The 18,339-nt window shown below is 66.3% G+C and carries 17 protein-coding genes; 6 read left to right on the forward strand and 11 right to left on the reverse strand.

Annotated features, from left to right (window positions below):
• Positions 1-6 precede the first annotated feature (6 nt).
• The 4 genes from V9L20_RS04755 to V9L20_RS04770 form a co-directional block, all read right to left on the reverse strand.
• On the reverse strand, positions 7-216 hold the full coding sequence (locus tag V9L20_RS04755) for a hypothetical protein (RefSeq protein WP_258506329.1): 210 nt from the start codon (positions 214-216) through the stop codon (positions 7-9).
• A gap of 168 nt (positions 217-384) precedes the next feature.
• Complete coding sequence (locus tag V9L20_RS04760) at positions 385-1,089, reverse strand: SDR family NAD(P)-dependent oxidoreductase (protein ID WP_337295699.1); 705 nt, start codon at positions 1,087-1,089, stop codon at positions 385-387.
• Entirely contained in the window at positions 1,079-2,056 is a 978-nt protein-coding gene (locus tag V9L20_RS04765) for a Bug family tripartite tricarboxylate transporter substrate binding protein (protein ID WP_337295700.1), read from the reverse strand. The genes V9L20_RS04760 and V9L20_RS04765 overlap by 11 nt, the downstream gene beginning before the upstream one ends.
• A 63-nt stretch (positions 2,057-2,119) precedes the next feature.
• Positions 2,120-3,058: a dihydrodipicolinate synthase family protein gene (locus V9L20_RS04770; protein WP_337295701.1), complete on the reverse strand. Its 939-nt coding sequence runs from the start codon at positions 3,056-3,058 to the stop codon at positions 2,120-2,122.
• A 112-nt stretch (positions 3,059-3,170) separates the two neighbouring features.
• Here V9L20_RS04770 and V9L20_RS04775 point away from each other — a divergent pair, with 112 nt between their 5' ends.
• Positions 3,171-4,106, forward strand: a complete 936-nt coding sequence (locus V9L20_RS04775) for a LysR family transcriptional regulator (RefSeq protein ID WP_337295702.1) — start codon at positions 3,171-3,173, stop codon at positions 4,104-4,106.
• A 17-nt stretch (positions 4,107-4,123) separates the two neighbouring features.
• Here V9L20_RS04775 and V9L20_RS04780 read toward each other — a convergent pair whose 3' ends face one another.
• Positions 4,124-5,968 (reverse strand): pectate lyase, encoded by a 1,845-nt coding sequence (locus V9L20_RS04780; RefSeq protein ID WP_337295703.1) that lies wholly within the window; start codon positions 5,966-5,968, stop codon positions 4,124-4,126.
• Between the two features lie 367 nt (positions 5,969-6,335).
• Between V9L20_RS04780 and fusA the strand changes: the two genes are divergently transcribed.
• Positions 6,336-8,396 (forward strand): elongation factor G, encoded by a 2,061-nt coding sequence (gene fusA / locus V9L20_RS04785; RefSeq protein ID WP_337295704.1) that lies wholly within the window; start codon positions 6,336-6,338, stop codon positions 8,394-8,396.
• Positions 8,397-8,412: 16 nt separating this feature from the next.
• On the opposite strand, the gene V9L20_RS04790 is transcribed toward fusA, so the two are convergent.
• Positions 8,413-9,234 (reverse strand): IclR family transcriptional regulator, encoded by an 822-nt coding sequence (locus tag V9L20_RS04790; protein ID WP_337295705.1) that lies wholly within the window; start codon positions 9,232-9,234, stop codon positions 8,413-8,415.
• Positions 9,235-9,369: 135 nt separating this feature from the next.
• On the opposite strand from V9L20_RS04790, the gene V9L20_RS04795 reads away from it, so the two are divergent.
• Together V9L20_RS04795 and V9L20_RS04800 are read left to right on the forward strand one after the other, a co-directional pair.
• Positions 9,370-10,338, forward strand: coding sequence for a Bug family tripartite tricarboxylate transporter substrate binding protein (locus V9L20_RS04795; RefSeq protein WP_337295706.1), 969 nt, complete (start codon positions 9,370-9,372; stop codon positions 10,336-10,338).
• A 21-nt stretch (positions 10,339-10,359) separates the two neighbouring features.
• Positions 10,360-12,708: a cytochrome P450/oxidoreductase gene (locus V9L20_RS04800; protein WP_337295707.1), complete on the forward strand. Its 2,349-nt coding sequence runs from the start codon at positions 10,360-10,362 to the stop codon at positions 12,706-12,708.
• A gap of 19 nt (positions 12,709-12,727) precedes the next feature.
• On the opposite strand, the gene V9L20_RS04805 is transcribed toward V9L20_RS04800, so the two are convergent.
• Genes V9L20_RS04805 through V9L20_RS04825 form a run of 5 tightly spaced genes read right to left on the reverse strand, consistent with a single transcriptional unit; the run spans position 12,728 to position 16,420 of the window.
• Positions 12,728-13,243, reverse strand: a complete 516-nt coding sequence (locus V9L20_RS04805) for a DUF4286 family protein (protein ID WP_281150842.1) — start codon at positions 13,241-13,243, stop codon at positions 12,728-12,730.
• Between the two features lie 12 nt (positions 13,244-13,255).
• Positions 13,256-13,783: a carboxymuconolactone decarboxylase family protein gene (locus V9L20_RS04810; protein WP_281151579.1), complete on the reverse strand. Its 528-nt coding sequence runs from the start codon at positions 13,781-13,783 to the stop codon at positions 13,256-13,258.
• Entirely contained in the window at positions 13,783-14,739 is a 957-nt protein-coding gene (locus V9L20_RS04815; protein ID WP_337295708.1) for a Bug family tripartite tricarboxylate transporter substrate binding protein, read from the reverse strand. Before V9L20_RS04815 ends, V9L20_RS04810 begins: the two co-directional genes overlap by 1 nt.
• 44 nt (positions 14,740-14,783) lie before the next feature.
• Complete coding sequence (locus V9L20_RS04820) at positions 14,784-15,584, reverse strand: SDR family NAD(P)-dependent oxidoreductase (protein ID WP_281150840.1); 801 nt, start codon at positions 15,582-15,584, stop codon at positions 14,784-14,786.
• Positions 15,581-16,420 (reverse strand): amidohydrolase family protein, encoded by an 840-nt coding sequence (locus V9L20_RS04825; protein ID WP_337295709.1) that lies wholly within the window; start codon positions 16,418-16,420, stop codon positions 15,581-15,583. Before V9L20_RS04825 ends, V9L20_RS04820 begins: the two co-directional genes overlap by 4 nt.
• Positions 16,421-16,490: 70 nt before the next feature.
• Here V9L20_RS04825 and V9L20_RS04830 point away from each other — a divergent pair, with 70 nt between their 5' ends.
• Positions 16,491-17,378 (forward strand): LysR substrate-binding domain-containing protein, encoded by an 888-nt coding sequence (locus V9L20_RS04830; protein ID WP_281150838.1) that lies wholly within the window; start codon positions 16,491-16,493, stop codon positions 17,376-17,378.
• Between the two features lie 96 nt (positions 17,379-17,474).
• Complete coding sequence (locus tag V9L20_RS04835) at positions 17,475-18,329, forward strand: alpha/beta fold hydrolase (RefSeq protein WP_337295710.1); 855 nt, start codon at positions 17,475-17,477, stop codon at positions 18,327-18,329.
• Positions 18,330-18,339: the final 10 nt, after the last annotated feature.

Genomic DNA, 18,339 nt, shown 5'->3' on the forward strand with positions numbered 1-18,339 from the left:
AGCGCCTCAGCCGTATTCCGCGGCCAGCTCCGTTCGTCCCACCGGCGTGATTTCCCTCACCACCGCGCACTCGTAGTCTTCGAACGAACTGCAGAGATCGAGGGGCGGAGAGATCTCCGCCTCGACACAGCCAATCGCCTTCAGGACGGCGATGGCCTGGATCGCATCGCGGTCCCGGATATGCACCGGGAGGCTGGCGTGCTCGAGTTCGAGCAAGTACTCAATGGGTCTGGGTGTTGCTGGCACTGTATGGAAATACTAGCCCAACAACTTTGGCTTGTGCTCAGGGTGTCACCCCAGTAATCGTGCGGAACACGCTACAAGAGGTGTCGGAAAACTCGCACCACTTTCGACTCAATGCGCCTTGGCATGGGTGCATTGGTATTAGCGGTGCAGCGATGCACCACCGCAAATGGCGATGTCCTGGCCGGTGATGGCGGCAGCCGGCGCGGAGAGAAGAAAGGCGACCAGTGCGGCAATTTCCTCGGGCTGGATCAGCCGCCCGATGGGTGGCAGGCGCGGTGCGCTGCCCGCGCGCGCCGGGTCTTGCAGCATCGCGGTCTGCGTGGCGCCGGGCGACACCACGTTGATGGTGACGCCGCTCGCGGCCACCTCCGCCGCCCAGCTGCGTGCGAGCGCGACCAGCGCCGCCTTGGTGGCGGCGTATTGCCCGCGGCCGGGCAGGCCCTGTGCCACGCGGCTGCCGACGAACACCACGCGGCCGCTGCCGCGCGCGGCCATCGCGGGCACGAGTGCATCGGCCAGGCGCGTGGCCGCATCGACATGCAGGCGCCACATCAGCTCGCCGCCCGCATGGTCGAGCTGGCCCAGCGGGCCGACGCGCAGCACGCCGGCCGCATGCACCAGCGCGTCGGCGTCTTGCAGGACGGCTGCGGCGCGCGCGATGCCTTCGGCCTCCGACAGATCCACCGCCGTGTGCGCGAAACCCGCATCGGACAGCGTGGGCGCCGCAAGGTCGAGCCCGCTCACGCGCCAGCCTTGTTCCAGCAGATGCGAGGCGATGGCGCGGCCGATGCCGCTGCTGCTGCCGGTCACCACGGCATGCGGGACGGCTGCTTCATTCGACACGGATATTGCCCTCGGTGATGATCTTCTTCGAGCGCTCCATGTCGGCCTGCTGGAACCGGGCGAAGTCGTCGACGCTGCCCGGCGTCAGCAGCAGCCCCTGCGCGTTCAGCGTCTCGCGCATGTCGGTGCCTAGCGCCTTGTTCACTTCGGCATTGAGCCGCTGCGTGATGGCCGGCGGCAGCTTGGCCGGACCCCACAGGCCGTACCAGCTGTAGAACTCGTAGCCTGGGATGCTCTCCGCCACCGTGGGCACGTTCGGCAGGCTCGTGGCGCGGGCCGCCGAGGTAACGGCCACCACGCGCAGCATGCCGCTCTTGTGATACTGCAGCGATCCGAGAATCGGATCGATGAACCCGTCGATCTGCCCGCCGATCAAGTCCTGGAAGGCCGGCGCCGTGCCCTTGTACGGCACGATGAGGTAGTCGAGCCCGCCCGCGCGCTTGAGCAGTTCGGTCGACAGGTGGCCGGCCGAGCCGATGGAGCCGACCGCGAAGGTCATCTTGCCCGGGTTCGCCTTGGCGTACGCGATGAGCGACTTGACGTCGGTGATCGGCAGGTTCTTGTTGATGGCCACCGACAGCGGTGCCTTTGCAACCAGCGCCACCGGCGTGAAGTCGCGCACGATCTCATAGGGCACGGACTTCATCGTCATCGGCGCCGTGGTGAAAGTCGATGCGTTGAACAGCAGCGTGTAGCCATCGGCCGGCGCCTTCGACACCACGTCGGCACCGATCACGCCGTTGCCGCCGGGCCGGTTCTCGACGATGAAGGGCTGACCCAGCTGATCGCCGAGCTTCTGCGCGAGCAGACGGCCGACGGTGTCGAGCGTGCCACCGGGCGGAAACGGAATCACCACGCGCACCGGTCGGGTGGGCCAGGGCTGCGTCTGCGTTTGCGCGAAGCCTGGGGACGCCGCGGTAAGCGCAAGGGCCGCAAGCGTGGCGCGCAGGAAATGGTTGCGTTGCATGTCTCTTGTCTCTTTCTGGTTTTTGGGGGAGGGCACCGGCAGTGCCGGGCCGCTTGGGCTCGATCAGCGCTTCGACAAACCGGCTTGCCGCACCGCGGCGCGCAGCGCCTCCATCTCGCGCTCGTTCGGCGCCTCGGTCGGTGGGCGCACCGTGGCGTTGTCGAGCACGCCGGCCAGGAACATGCCGCCCTTCATGCGCGCGTGCGCTTCTCCGGTCGGCTCGCCGCCGCCATACACGGCGTCTTTCAGCGGTGTGATGAGGGCCTGCACGGCCATGGCCTTCTTCAGGTCGCCGGCCTTCACCGCGTTCCACAGGTCGATGATCAACTGCGGAATGAAGGTGGCAAAGCCGACCAGCGCACCGTCCACGCCTTGCACCATCGAGGCCAGCAGGTACTCGTCGTGACACGTGAGAATGGCCTTGGACGCATCGGCCTCGCGGATCGCCTGGATGTCGCGGGCGTACTTGTTCATGTCGCGCTGCCCGACCTTGAAGGCCTGCAGGTAGGGCAAGCGCGCCAGCTCGGCCAGCAGCTGCGAAGAGTAAGAGGCGCGTGTCCAGGCCGGGTATACGTGGCAGACCAGGTCGAGCTCCGGCGCGGCGCGGTGAATGGCCTCGAAGTACTGCAGCGCATGCCCCGGCGTGAAGCCGAAGCGCAGCCAGTGGTGGGGCGGCATCACGTCCAGCGCCACGGCGCCGGCGGCCTGCGCGGCGCGCGCATGCTCGGCGGCTTCGGCCAGGCCTTCGCACACGATGGACGAAATCACCGGCATGCGTCCGCGCAACTCGTCGGCGACGATGCGGGTGACCTCGGCGCGCTCGGCCGGCGTCAGCGAAAACACCTCGCCGGTGTGGCCGTTGGTCATGATCGCCGCCACGCCGTCGTGCCCCGCCAGCCATGAGGCGAGCTTGCGCAGCGCCGGCTCGTCGATGCGGTGGTCGGCCGTGAAGGGGCAGGAAATGGCGGGAATGATCCCGCGATAATTCGCGATGGAAGGCATGCTGTGTCTCCGTTGTGGTTCAAGGTGCAGGAATGGGTGCATCTTTTGCCGGCGAGGCATGCACCGTCCAATACTCGAATCGCATACAACTATTCAACCGATTGCGCAGCACATGGGCCCCGGCAACCGCCCCCTCGATCTCGAATGGCTGGAAGACTTCATTGCCTTGGCCGAGACGGGCAATTTCTCGCGTGCGGCGCAGGTGCGTTCCATCGCGCAGCCCGCGTTCAGCCGGCACATTCGCGCGCTGGAAGAGTGGGTGGGCGTCGACCTGTTCGACCGCAGTGCGCACCCCGCGGCGCTGACGGCCGCCGGCAAGCGCTTTGAGCCGCTGCTGAAGGAGCTGCTGGCCGGCCTGGAAGCTGCCCGCATCAAGGCGCGTGCGGCACACGACATGGCCGCGGCAAGCCTGAGATTTGCCGCCACGCATGTGCTGTCGCTGACCTTCTTTCCGCGCTGGCTGGGGAGCGTTGAAAGCCGGCTGAGCCTGGGACCGATCCAGACGATGTCGGACAGCTCGCAGGCCTGCGAAGACCTGATGCTTCAGCGCCGCGTGCAGTTTGTGCTGTGCCATGGCCATGTTGGCGCGCCGGGCCGGCTCGACGAAGGGCAGTACCCGGTTCTGCGGCTGAGCGAAGACGTGCTGGTTCCGGTGTCGGCACCGGATGCCCAGGGCATGCCGCAGCATGCGCTTGGCACTGCGCAGGCGCCCTCGGTGCTGGCCTACAGCGACGCCTCGGGCCTTGGGCGAATCATGCGTGCGATACAGGACAGCGAGTTCGGCAAAGACTTTGCCTCGTCGCTCTCGGTGGTTTTTACGGCGCACCACGCCGCGCTGCTCAGAACCATGGCGCTCGAAGGGCGGGGCCTTGCGTGGCTGCCCATGAGCCTGGTTGCGGACGACTTGCACAGCGGTGCGCTGGCCGATGCGGGCAAGGGCGCCTGGCGGGTGCCGGTGGAAATCCGGCTCTACCGCCAGGCTGCAAACATGGCCCCTGTGGCAGAGGCTCTTTGGCAACTGGTGAGCGACGGGTCGCCCACTCCCTAGGTGATTGCCTGCCCGGCTCAGGCCACCGGCGAGATGAACGAGATCAACCGTCCCATGCGGGCGATGAAGTTCGACGTGACGATGAACTGCGGCTTGTCGCGCTTCACGTACGGCTCGATCTCCGGCGGCGCATCGGCCGGATATGGCGAGGTGTCGTAGATGTCGCCCACGTGGCGGCTGCGGTACGCCGTGCCGGTGTACGGCGTCGTCGGTCCGTTGCCGCGGTACGGGTTCACGATCTCTGGCGCGGGCGCGGTCCAGTAGTTGCCGTCCACCAGCGCGGCCAGGATCGTCTGCACTTCCGATTCGGGCACCACCGGCGTCTTCAGCACCGCGCCTTCGAAAAGGTCCGGAAAATCCACTTCGCGAACGGCGGCAAAGTACTTTGGCAGCGGCCGGGGCGTGGTGGCCCGCAGCGGCGACTTGGCAACCATGGCATCGATCTGCGGCTGCGTCATCGCGTTGAGTTCGTCCAGGCGCTTTTGCAGCGCCGCGGCATTCACCGAGCGGCCCGACGAATAGTGGCTGATCGTGTTGGTGATGTCCTTGTCGAAAAAGTACGCGCCGTTATGGATGTTGGAGCCGTAGCGGTGAACGAAGAGCGGCTCGTTCGTGTCGAGTTCGATGAACGTGGCCACGTTGCGCCCGGCCAGCAGCGGGTTGATGGTCGCGACATCGGCCGGAAGCTGGATGGATGGCGACTTCAGCCAGTCGATTGCCTTTTGCAGCTGCGACAGGTACTTCTTGTCGCCGGTGAGCGTGAAGTAGCCGAGCAGCTGCTGGATGTTGGTCTGCGTGGTGTGCGTCGCCAGTGAGCGCGGCTCGTACGAGCGCGCACCGGCCGGAGCGCCCGCCGGGCGGCCGTTCGTTTCACGCGACAGGTGCTGAAGGCTCCATCCCGATTGCAGCGGCAGTACCCCCGAGGTCCACTGCATGCGCTGCATGCAATCCATCGCCCGAATGATGTTGGCCACCAGCTCGGTGCGTCCCAGCGTCATCACGCACATGGTCAGGAACTTGATGTTCTCGCCCATGACGTCGTCGTTGAAGGTCACGTGCAGCGTGTAGTCGCTGTCTTCCATGCCCGCCCGCGCGCCGGCAGGCAGCTGCTGCGGGTTGGGCAAGGGCATCGACGTGATCGCGTTCGGGTTGTGCGGAAAGCGCTGCGGCCAGCCGCCGTCGGCAATGCCGAACTGGGGACCGAACTGCGCGTCGGTGATGAACTTGATCGCCTTCTCGGTCGCGGCCTGGTAGACCGGGTCTTTCTTCTCCAGGTACATGCGCAGCATCAGCTGCGATGCGACGGCGGTGGTGGCGTCGTCGAAGGTGGCGTTGCCGTAGTAGTGCTGGAACTCCTCCAGGCGCCAGCCGTTCATGCCCACCGTTTCGTACCAGTGCTGCAGCGAGGCCTCGCCGTTGAAGTCGTAGATGTAGTTCCAGCCGCCCGAGCTGTGCTGGGCCGCGGCAACTGCCTTGGCCGTGCGGTCGGCCGCCTGGTAGAAGCGCTCGTCGCCGGTCGCATGATAGGCGTCGAGGTAGATATGGCCGATGGAAGATGTGCCGGGCGGCTGCAGCCACAGCATGGTGCGCTTGGCTTCCATTTCTCCGAAGGTCTGCGTGAGATCGGGCGAGTACGACCACACATAGCCGCCCTTGTAGGAGACCACTTCGTCCATGTAGCTTGCCGCGCGTTTGAGTCCTGCCGCGGCGGTGGCTTGCGGCGTTGGCGGGGGAGGGGGAGCAGGGGGCGGTGGTGCTGGCGGAAGAGGAATCGGGAAGGTCGGCCCGTCGTTGCCGCCACCGCCACAGGCGGCCAGCGCGACGGGAGACAGGACCGAAATTGCAAACTGTCGGCGTTTCATGGCATTTCCCTTTATTGATCGAATGTCCGGGGTTCGTCGGGCAGTGTCGTCAGATGTCATACGACATCAGTTGTCTTACGACGCGGCGCGCGGATTATTCGGGCAGCTTCAATGCCACGTCAATCGGGAGTTGCGAAGAAATTCGCTTCAAAGTATCGCCAGTAGTTACATAGTTGTAGGACAACGTATGAGTTGATGGGTAGGGCTGCACGTTTTCTCACCATTGCCTGCGAACGAAAGCCGGCCGGGGTTGGCGCCGTTGCGTCGGCAGTGCCAATCCCGTAGGCTGACTCTCAGCGTTCACACGCGGTGCCCGAGCCTGTGCAGGCCGCCGGGCCGGCCTCCCGGACGCCAAGGAGTCCACGCCATGCCAAGCCGATCGAACGGCCTCGCGGCCGAAATGGAAGCAGTGCGAACGCTGGCGCTCGTCGGGCCCGCCGCCGCGGGCAAGAGCTCCCTTGCCGAGGCCTTGCTGCACAAGGCGGGTGCCATCGGCGCGTGCGGCAGCATCGAACGCGGCAGCACCGTCAGCGACCATGACCCGCTCGAGCGCCGCATGCTGCATTCGCTCAACGCATCGGTAATGCACCTCAAGCACGCCGGCACGCGCATCCACCTCATCGACACGCCCGGCGGCTCCGACTTTCTCGGCCAGAGCCTGCCGGCACTGGAGGCCGTCGAGACTGCGGCGGTGGTGATCAACGCCGCCACGGGCATCGAGCCGATGGCGGTGCGCATGATGGAGTACGCGGCGTCGCGCCACCTCACGCGCATGATCATCGTCAACAAGATCGACTCGCAGGGTGTTTCGCTGCAGGGCCTGCTGGCCGATATCCACGCAGCCTTCGGCCGCGAATGCCTGCCGCTGAACCTGCCCGACGGAGTCAACAGGCAGGTGGTCGACTGTTTCTTCAACCGCTTCGGGCGCTCCGACTTCGGCCCCGTCGAAGCAGCGCACCGCGCGCTGGTGGAGCAGGTGGTCGAGGTCGATTCGGCCTTTGTCGATCGCTACCTCGAGGAGGGCGACGTGGACCCGGCGGAACTGCACGCGCCGCTCGAGCAGGCGCTGCGCGAAGGCCACCTGATACCGGTGTGCTTCGTCTCGTCGCGCAGCGGCGCCGGCGTGGCCGAGCTGCTGGACGTGATCGTCAAGCTGCTGCCCGATCCCACCGAAGGCAATCCGCCGGAGTTTCTGCTTGGCGAGGGCGCGGAGGCCAGGCCGATGGAAGTCCGGCCCGATCCTTCGCTGCACGTGCTGGCGCATGTGTTCAAGGTCACGGTCGACCCCTACGTCGGCAAGATGGGCATATTTCGCGTGCACCAGGGCACGCTCACGCGCGACAGCCAGCTCTACATTGGCGATGGCCGCAAGCCCTTCAAGGTGGGGCACCTGTTCATGCTGCAGGGCAAAGACCATGTGGAGGTGTCGCATGCGGTGCCGGGCGACATCGTGGCGGTGGCCAAGGTCGACGAGATTCATTTCGATGCCGTGCTGCACGACGCCGCGGAAGACAGCCATGTTCATCTCGCGCCACTCGCGTTTCCGGTGCCGGTGCATGGCCTGGCGGTAGAGCCCAAGCGCCATGGCGACGAACAGCGCGCGTGGGAGATCCTCGGCAAGCTCGCCGCCGAGGACCCGTGCCTTCGCATCGAGCATGTGGCCGCCACCAACGAGACGGTGCTCTACGGACTTGGCGAGCTTCACCTGCGCATCGTGCTCGAGCGTTTGCGCGAGGTGTACCGCTTCGAGGTGTTGACGCGGCCACCGCGCATTGCCTACCGCGAAACCGTGACCGCGCCGGCCGAGGGCCACCACCGCCACAAGAAGCAGACCGGCGGCGCGGGCCAGTTCGGCGAGGTCTTCCTGCGCATCGAGCCGCTGCCGCGCGGTGCCGGCTTTCAGTTTGCCGACGAGGTGCGCGGCGGCGCGATTCCGGGCCAGTTCATTCCCGCGGTGGAGAAGGGCGTGCGCGAGGTGCTGGCGAGCGGTGCCATTGCGGGCTACCCAGTGGTCGATGTGCGCGTGGTGGTGTACGACGGCAAGCACCACAGCGTCGACAGCAAGGACATCGCCTTTGCGACCGCCGGCCGCAAGGCCTTCATGGCCGCGATCCGCGAGGCCCGGCCCGTGGTGCTCGAGCCGATCGTGCAGATAGGAATCGACGTGCCCGAGCATTCCGTCGGCGATGTCACGAGCGACTTGTCCGCGCGGCGCGGCGTGGTCACCGGTACGTCCGATGTCGGGGCGGGCACCGTGAGCGTCGGTGGGCATGTGCCCATGGCCGAACTCGCCAACTACCAGTCAAGGCTCAATGCAATGACCAGCGGCCAGGGTCGCTACACCATCGCGTTGTCGCACTACGAAGCCGTGCCGCCGGGGGTTCAGCAGACGCTGACGGGGCAGTACCGGGGGCACGAAGAGGAATAGCAAGACGCATTGGCCGCTAACCGGGTTTGCGGTAGCCCAGCAGCTCGCTGACCGCGCGGGCTTCCTGCCGCACCGCGGTGGCAATGGGGCCGTCGATGGCGGGGTCGAAGCCACCTGTCGCTCCCAGTGCCGTCAGCACCGCGCACACGCGGCCCGCGTAGTCGTAGACCGGCGCTGCCACGGCGCTGATGCCGCGCAGGTAGGTGTCCTTCACGCTCGCGCAGTGCGCCTTCTGCACGTCGCGGCGCAGCTGTCCGATGGGGTCGGCCGCATCGAGCGTGGCGCGCATGTCTTCAGGCGATTCGGCGAGTTCCTGCTCGGCGAGTGCGAGCACCCGCGACTCGTCGAGCAGGCCCAGGAACGCGCGGCCCGTGGCCGACCAGAGGATCGACATCACCGAGCCGGCGCGCACGTTCACCGTAACGGGCAGGCCCGGCTCCTCGAAGCGCACGATGGTCGGCCCCTTGTTGCCCATGACGGCGACAAAGCAAGTGACCTCCAGCGACTCGCGCAGCCGCACCAGGCAGGGCTCGGCCGCGCGAATCGGGTCGGCCTGGCGCATGGCGGCCAGGCCGATCTGGATGGCTTCGGTTCCCAGGTAGTAGTGCTGAGAGACGGCATCCTGCAGCACCAGGCCTTCCTCCATCAGGCTGGCAAGGTAGCGGTGCACCTTGGCCGGGCTTTCGGCGACATGGGCCGAGAGTGCGGTGAGGCTGCTGCGGCCGCCCAGGTGGGCGAGGCCCTTGAGCACTGCCATGCCCGTCTCGGCCGATTGCACGCGCTGGCGGCGCTCGCGGGTTGCGGGAGGAAGGGAAGAAGGCTCCAGGGCTTTGGTCATGTGCACTTGATGTTAGTTGCTGGGGCTGGGCGGCAAGGGGAGCGCTCGGATGCAGGGTTAGCCCTGAAAGTACATCATTACGCAATGCGTATGATATTTACGCAATACGAAACTACGCTAACTGGAGACTCCCCCATGAAAAAACGTCTTGTCCGGTGCCTTGCTGCTCTTTCCCTTCTTGCCGCGGCCGGCGTCAGCGCCCAGACTTTTCCGGCCAAGCCGATCCGCTGGCTCGTTCCCTATGCGGCAGGTGGCGGCTCCGACTTCTTGGCGCGCACGGTGGCGCAGACACTCTCCACCCAGGTGGGCCAGCCAGTGCTGGTAGACAACAAGCCCGGCGGCAACACCGCGCTGGCTGCGGCTGAAACAGCACGCGCGCCGGCCGATGGCTACACCGTGCTGTCGGCCGACAACGGCACGCTGGTGTTCAATCCGGCGCTGTACAAGTCGCTTTCGTACAGCCCCACCAAGGACCTGGCACCCGTCACGCTGATGGGCAAGTTCCCGATGATCCTTGTGGTCGGTGCCAACTCCGGCATTGCCACGGCCAAGGACTTCATCGCCAAGGCAAAGGCCAAGCCCGGCGACGTGAGCTACGCCTCGGCAGGCGCGGGCAGCCCGCATCACCTGGCGATGGAACTGCTCAAGGTGGAGGCCGGCCTGTTCATGGTTCACGTGCCGTACCGCGGTGCCGCGCCGGCGCTGGCCGACGTGGTGGGCGGACAGCTGCCGGCCATGATGGTCGACCTGGCGGCCGGTGCCGGCTTCATCAAGGGCGGCAAGGTCCGCGCGCTGGCGGTGGCCAACCCCACGCGCCTGCCGCAACTGCCCGACGTGCCCACCTTTGCCGAGCTCGGCTACAAGAACGTCGAAGCTGCGGCGCTGGTCGGCGTGGTGGTGCCTTCGGCCACGCCGCCGGAGGTGGTGAACACGCTCAATCGCCAACTGGTGGCGGCGATCAACGAGCCCTCGGTGCGCACGCGCATGGTCGATTTCGGCGTCGAGCCCGTGGCCAACACGCCCGCCCAATATGCCGCGCTGCTCAAGAGCGAGACGGCGCGCTGGCACAAGCTGATTCGCGATCTGAAGATCACGCTCGACTGACGCGACCGGGGAACACCGCCTATGTCAGATACCGCCATTCCCTCGCGTTCGCCGGGCTGTCCTGTCGCGCACGGGCCGCTGTCGGCAGAGCGCACGCCCACCGGCTGCCCCGTGAGCGCGCGCGCCGCCGAGTTCGATCCCTTCGAAGACGGCTACCAGCAGGACCCTCCCGAGTACGTGCGCTGGGCGCGCGAGAAGGAGCCGATCTTCTACAGCCCCAAGCTCGGCTATTGGGTGATCACGCGCTACGACGACATCAAGGCGGTGTTTCGCGACAACATCACCTTCAGCCCCTCGAATGCGCTGGAGAAAATCACGCCTACGAGCGACGAGGCCAATGCCGTGCTCGCCTCCTATGGCTTTGCGCTGAACCGCACGCTCGTGAACGAGGACGAGCCCGCCCACATGCCGCGCCGCCGCGTGTTGATGGACCCGTTCACGCCCGAGGCGCTCAAGCACCACGAGCCCATGGTGCGAGAGTTGGCCCGCACCTATGTCGACCGCTTCATCGACGACGGCAAGGCCGACCTCGTGGACCAGATGCTGTGGGAAATTCCGCTGACCGTGGCGCTGCATTTCCTTGGCGTGCCCGAGGAAGACATGGACACGCTGCGCAAATACTCGATTGCGCACACCGTCAACACCTGGGGCCGGCCCAAGCCGGAGGAGCAGGTGGCCGTGGCGCATGCAGTGGGCAATTTCTGGCAGTACGCCGGCAAGGTGCTCGAGAAGATGCGGCAAGACCCCGATGCGCCCGGCTGGATGCAATACGGCATCCGCAAGCAGAAGCAGTACCCGGAGGTGGTGACCGATTCGTACCTGCACTCGATGATGATGGCCGGCATTGTGGCCGCGCACGAAACCACCGCCAATGCCACCGCCAACGCGGTGAAGCTGCTGCTGCAGCACCCCAAGGCGTGGCAGGAGCTGTGCGAAGACCCGGGCCTCATTCCCAACGCGGTGGAAGAGTGCCTGCGGCACAACGGATCGGTGGCCGCGTGGCGGCGCCTTGTCACCAGGGACACGCAGGTGGGCGGCGTCGATTTGCCGGCGGGATCGCGGCTCCTGATCGTCACCTCGTCGGCCAACCACGACGAGGCGCATTTTGCCGACGCCGACCTGTTCGACATCCGCCGAGACAACGCGAGCGACCACCTGACCTTCGGCTACGGGTCGCACCAGTGCATGGGCAAGAACCTTGCGCGCATGGAAATGCAGGTCTTCCTCTCGGAGTTCACGCGGCGGCTGCCGCACATGCGGCTTGCGGAGCAGCGCTTCACCTATGTGCCGAACACCTCGTTCCGCGGACCCGAGCACCTGTGGGTCGAGTGGGACCCCGCGGCCAACCCCGAACGCCGGAACCCGGCGCTGCGAGAGGCGCAGTTGCCGGTGCGCGTCGGCGAAACTTCGCGGCACGCCGTGTCGCGGCCTGTGGTGGTGGAGTGCGTGACACGCGTGGCCGAAGGCGTGGTCAAGCTGCGCCTCGTGTCGCCCGACGGCAAGCCGCTGCCGCGCTGGACCGCGGGTTCGCACATCGACGTGGAATGCGGCTCGCCCGAGCTGTCGCGCCAGTACTCTCTTTGCGGTGACCCGGACGAGGCCGGCGTGCTGGAGATTGCGGTGCTGCACGAGCCCGAAGGCCGCGGCGGATCGGCCTGGGTGCACGCGCAGGTGAAGGCCGGCGACCGGTTGCGCATTCGCGGGCCTCGCAATCACTTCCGCCTCGACGAGTCGCTGAAGAAGGCGATCTTCATCGCGGGCGGTATCGGCATCACGCCCGTGAGCGCAATGGCGCGCCGCGCGAAGGCGCTGGGCATCGACTACGAGTTGCACTACAGCGGCCGCAGCCGCAAGCACATGGCCTTTCTGGACGAGCTTGCGGCGTTGCACGGCGAACGGCTGCACGTCTATGCGGGCGACGAAGGCCGACGCTGCGATCTGCCGTCGCTGCTCGCCGAACCGGTGCCTGGTGCCCAGGTCTATGCCTGCGGTCCGCTGCGGATGCTCCAGGCGCTCGAAGGCTGTTGCACCGCATGGCCCGAAGGCGCCTTGCGCGTCGAGCATTTCGAATCGACGCTGGCCACGCTGGACCCTTCGAAGGAACATGCGTTCGAAGTCGAGCTGAAGGATTCAGGCCTGGTCGTCACCGTGCCGCCGGACCAGACACTGCTGTCCGCCTTGCGCGCGGCAAACGTCGATGTGCAGAGTGACTGCGAGGAGGGCCTTTGCGGTTCGTGCGAAGTGCGGGTGCTGTCCGGCAAGGTGGACCATCGCGACATGGTGCTGACCCGCCCTGAGCGAGAGGCCAACACACGGATGATGGCCTGCTGTTCGCGTGCTTGCGAGGGGCGGTTGGTGCTGGAGCTCTAGGCAAGCAAGACTCGGCAACTCAGCCCCGGCGGAACATCGTTCGCCGCGTGTTCCGGAAAGCCGGCCGGACCCTTGCGCTCCACGCCGTTGCGCGAACGGCTAGCCATGCGGGGCTGCCCAGGGCGTCTGGACTCGCGAGGTCGTAGCAAGCGTAATAGCGCGGAGAGCCCGTTGCGTCGAGGTAGCGCGCTGCGCGTACCGTTCCGGGAACGGAAGCCAGGCCGGGCAGATGCTCCTGCGCATACCAGGCGTTCAAGTCGTCTTCGTGCCCCGCCAGCACATCGGTTTCGACGATGTAGTGATAGGGCGCGCCCTGGCCCGCAGACGCGCCATCGAGCATCTGAAGGCACCGCAACCGGTGCCGCGATGTGCCTGACCCCGTGGCATGCCTTTCCAGATCGGCGCCGTCCGGTGCGTACACGTAAGTCCAGGGGCCTTCCAGCGACTGCCAGCATTGCGTGCCGGGTGCAAGGTGGACGGCGTCAGGCAGCGCGCCGGTCGCGGCATCATGCTTGAAAAGCCAGAGATCTTTCATTTGCCGCTCTCGTCAGTGCGCGACATTGAGCGCCACGAGCAGGCGCGACACCATGTTGTACGCGGCAACGGTGGCAACCACCTCGACCACGCCCTTCGGGTCGAAATGCTGCTGGACCCTGGCCATGAGCGCATCGGGCACCTTGATGTCGCGGGTCATCGCATCGGTCAGCTCAAGAGCAAGGCGCTCAAGAGGCGCAAATACGTCTGCAATCGAAGCGTCTCGGACGGCGTCGATCTTCTCCATGCTGAGACCCGCCTTCTGCGCATGAGGCACGTGGGCGTCGAACTCGAAGCTGGCGCCGTTGAGTACCGCCACGCGAAGAATCATCAGCTCGCGAAGATCGGCGGGCACGCCGGTCTGGTTGCGAACCGCGGTAAGCATGCGTTCCCAGCCGGATGCGATCGGCCCGCTGTTGAGCAGCACCTGATAGAGCAGCGACACGCGGCCGCGCTCGGCCATGATTCGGGCTTCGACTTCGGCCAGTTCAGGCCGCGTGCCTGGCTGAACGAGAGGAACACGAATGGAGGTGTTAGTCATCATTCGGCCTTGATGTTCTTGGCGCGCACCAGCTTCGCCCATTTGTCGGAATCCTGCTTCTGGATGGCCGCCAGTTCCTGGGGAGTCGATCCGACGGGCTCCGTACCTGTCTTCAGCAGCTTCTCTCGCACGGCAGGCTCGGCCAAGGTGTTGCGCACCGCCTTGTTGAGCGCCGCAATCACGTCCGGCGGCGTCTTGGCCGGGGCAAAAAGGGCGTACCAGTTGTTGGTGTCCACGCCGCGGATGCCTTGCTCCTCGAGCGTCTTCACGTCAGGCAGGGAAGGGTGGCGCTTGCTCGATGCAACGCCGAGCGCCTTGAGCCTGCCGCCTTGCAGATGCCCGAGCAGGCCCGGCACGTCGCCGAAGAAACCGCTGACCTGCCCGCCCATGAGGTCGGCGATCGCGGGCGCGGCACCCTTGTAGGGTATGTGGAGCAGCTTGGCGCCGGTCGAGTCGGCCAGCTGCTCGATGGCCAGGTGAGGAATGCTTCCCGTGCCCGACGAGCCCATCGGCGTCGGGTCGGCCTTTTTCTTGGTTGCCGCGACAAATTCCGCCGCGTCCCTGGCGGGGTTGCCTTGCTGCGCGACCAGCAGCTCGACGTTGTTGACGACCAGGGAGACCGGCGCAAAGTCGCGCTGCATGTCGTAGGGGAGCTTGTCGTAGAGCGAAGAGTTGATGGCCGCCGCCCCGACACTGGTGAACCACAGCGTTCCGCCGTCGGGGGCCGACTTCATGACATCGACCGCGCCGATCGCGCCATTGGCGCCGGGCTTGTTGTCGATGATGACCGTGCGCCCCAGCTCTTTGCCCAATTGCTCGGACATGGCGCGCGCGACGGCGTCGACCGGACCTCCGGAAGTGAACGAGACGACGATCCGCGTCGTCTTGGGTTGGGCGTGGGCGGTGGCCGCCAGGGCGGCGGAAAGAGCGACGGTGAGCAGATACCGTTTGACCATTGTGAATGTCTCTCTTCGTTCTGTTGGGTTGGTTGCTTGATCGTTCAGTCGCAGCGCGCCGTCATGCCGCCGTCCACGACGAGCTCGGTGCCCGTGATGAACCGGGCCTCGTCGCTGGCGAGATACAGCACCGCACTGGCGGTGTCGCGGCCGTCGCCCATGAAGCCGATCGGAATGCGCTTCTGGCGCTGGGCCAGAAGGGCTTCGACGTCGCCGCCCGCACGCTGCTTGGCCAGGCGGGTCTCGACCATCGGCGTATGCAGCTGGCCGGGCACGACGCAGTTGACGCGCACGCCTTGCGCGGCATGCTGCACCGCCACCACCCGCGAGAGATGAATCACCCCGGCCTTGGTGGCGGCGTACGCGACCTGCGCGCTCCCGGTCCACCGCAGGCCCGAGGTGGACGCGATGTTGACGATGGCGCCGGCCCCTTTGGCAAGCAGGGTCGGCAGCACATGCTTGCAGGTGAGGAACACGCTCTTCAGGTTGATGTCGACCTGCGAGTCCCACACCTCTTCGGAGAGCTCGACGGGGCCCCCGGCAGCGGAGCCGCCGACGTTGTTGACCAGGATGTCGATGGTCCCGTAAGTCTTCACGCATGCCGCAGCCATGGCGGCAACGCTCTCGCTGCTGGTCACGTCGCACACCCAGGGCGTGATGGAGTCGCGCGCTTCGCCGGCCAGTTCAAGCGTTTCGTCCAGCCGCGCGCGGTCGCGGTCGACCGCCAGCACCTTGGCGCCTTCCTCCGCGAGCCGCACCGCAATGGCACGGCCGTTGCCCCAGCCGGCGCCAACGCATCCGGCGCCCGTGACTATTGCAATCTTGTCCTTGAAGCGAAGGCTCATGTGTTGTCTCCGAATTGATAAAGGCGTTCAGGGTTGTGCACCAGCAGCGCGTCGCGCGCGGACGGCGTGGGCGCGATCTTTGCGATGAGGTCGACCAGTTGCTGCTCGTCGGGTACCGGCCCTGCGTGGTTGGGATGCGGCCAGTCGTTGCCCCAGACCACCCGGCTGCCGAACTCCGCAACCAGCATCCGCGCGAACGGTTGGGCATCGGCATAAGGCGGGCCTAGCCGCGTGATGCGGTCCATGCCGCTCACCTTGACCCAGAAGCGCTCATCGGCCATGAGCTTCAGCAAGGCCTGGAAATAGGGCTGGTTCACGCCGAGCGCCGCGTCGATGCGGCCGATATGGTCGATCACCACGGGCGTGGGGCAGCGCCGCAATGCCGGTCCGAGCTCAGTCAGCAAAGCAGGGTCGCCGTGAATCTGCAGGTGCCAGCCGAGCGACGCGAACCGGCCCGCCAGGGACAACACATCTTCAATGGGCGTGTGCCGTCCGAGGTGCCCCATGAAGTTGAAACGGACACCGCGAAAGCCCGCTGCATCGAGACGTTTCAGCTCGGCGTCCTCAACGTCGGTCGGCAGCAGCGCGATGCCGCGATAGCTCGCCGGGCGGGAGGCGACGGCATCTTCGGTCGCGCGGTTGTCAAAGCCGTGGCAGGCCGACTGCACGACCACGCAGCGTTCCAGGCCGAGGCTGTCGTTCAGCGCATACAACTGCTCCTTGGGAGCATCTTTCTTCGGAACGAAGGTCGCATCGGGTGCGTAGGGAAAGCGCGCACGTGGCCCGAAGACATGGCAGTGGGCGTTGCACGCGCGCGGGGGCAGGGTGGTTGTCATGGCGCCAGTGTCGCGAAGCCACTGCGCCCTCGTAAGGACATCGCTCCTATATCAGCTATGCTCATTGGCTATGGAACTTCGCCAGCTGCTCTACTTCGTGACCGTGGCGGACGCGGGCAGTTTCAGCCGCGGCGCCGCAGAACTGAACCTTGCGCAGCCCAGCCTCAGCAGGCAAATTGCATTGCTGGAAGCCGATCTCGGGCAGCGCCTGCTTGTAAGAACCGGGCGCGGCGTGTCCCCCACCGAAGCGGGCGATGCCTTGCTCGTCCATGCGCGGGCAATGCTCGACATTTCGCGGCGAGCGCGAGACGAGCTTCAGGAAATGGATGAAAGCCCCGGCGGCCGGATCATCGTGGGAATGCCGCCGCGGGTGGCACTGGGTCTGAGCACACCGCTGGTCCAGAGGTTTCGCGAACGGTTTCCGCGCGCGGTGATTACGGTGCTCGAAGGGTTGAGCGTCGCGCTTCGGGAGTCGCTCCTCGCGGGCAAGCTCGACCTGGCACTTCTCTTCGACCCGGCAACGTCGCCGCAGCTCGCGTTCCAGCCGCTGATGCGCGAAAAGCTCCTGCTGGTTGCGCCGCCCAAGAGCAAGCTGCCGCCGCGGGTCGGCCTGGCTGCGCTTGCCAACTACCCGATGGTGCTGCCGAGTGCCCCCAACGCAATCCGGCATCTGCTCGACTCGGTGCTTGGTTCACGCGGCATCCAGCTGAAGGTGCTCGCCGAGGTGGGTGCGGTTCGTACCGTCATCTCCCTCGTGCAAACGGGCGTGGGCTGCACCGTGCTTCCCGAGAGCGCGCTGGGCTCGCCTGGCGACGAGCTGCTGCCCCGTGCGCCCATCGGGCCACCAGCGATCTGGAATGCGCTGGTACTCGCCACTCCCAAGGCGCGCCCCGCAACCCGGCTCACCCGAGGGACAGCGCAACTGCTGCAGGAACTGGACTTTCGCCAGCGCTATTGACCAGAAGAGACGGAGAGAGGGGCATAGCCGCCAGGCATAGCTGATATAGGTTCCATGCCCTTACCGGTGATGGCAGTGCCGGGGAAACTCGCCTCCATGTCCACCGAAACCCAAACAAATCCGGCGCGTACGGCGCCACTGCAGCGCAAGCTCATCGCGTATCGCTCGCCCCCTTCGGGTGCAGAGGTGCAGATCGAATTCAGCGACGAAGGCCGAGGCCCGGTCATCTGCATTCTTCCGTCGCTTGCACGCTCGGGACGTGACTACGACGAAGTCGCCGCCAAGCTGGCAGCCGCGGGGTTCCGCGTGTTGCGCCCCGACCCTCGAGGCGTGGGCTCGAGCCGCGGCCCCATGGAGAACTTGGCCCTTCACGACTTTGCCCGCGACGTCGCCGCGGTGCTCGACCATGAGGCAACCGGCCGCATCGTCGTCGTGGGGCATGCGTGGGGCAGCCAGCCGGCGCGCACCCTCGCGGCCGATCGGCCCGACCTGGTGCGCGGCATCGTCATGGCCGCGGCCTCTGCGGGAAAGCTTCCTCCGGGGTCCACCGAAAAGCCGTACAGCCGGCTTCGTGACGAGATCGACGGAGCCGGCGACCTGAGCCTTCCAATCGAACGGCGGCTGGAATGCCTTCGCAAGGCTTTCTTTGCACCGGGCCATGACCCGGCCGTATGGCTCGATGGCTGGTATCCCGCGGCACACGAGGCACAGGGCAGGGCGCGCGAGATGACGCCGGTCGATGACTATTTCTCTGGCGGTGACAGCGTGCCCATCCTGGACCTGCAGGCTGAGCACGATGCCGTGGTGATCCCGAATGTCATGAAGCCATATCTGGGCGACCGGGTCACTGTGCAGGTCATTCGCGATGCGGGGCATGCCATGGCCCCAGAACAACCGCAGGCGATGAGCGACGCCATCGCGGTCTTTGCCCGCGCGATCTATTCCGCGTGACGCCCTATCT

This window comes from Variovorax sp. CCNWLW225 (genome assembly GCF_037204045.1).
GTDB lineage: Bacteria > Pseudomonadota > Gammaproteobacteria > Burkholderiales > Burkholderiaceae_C > Variovorax.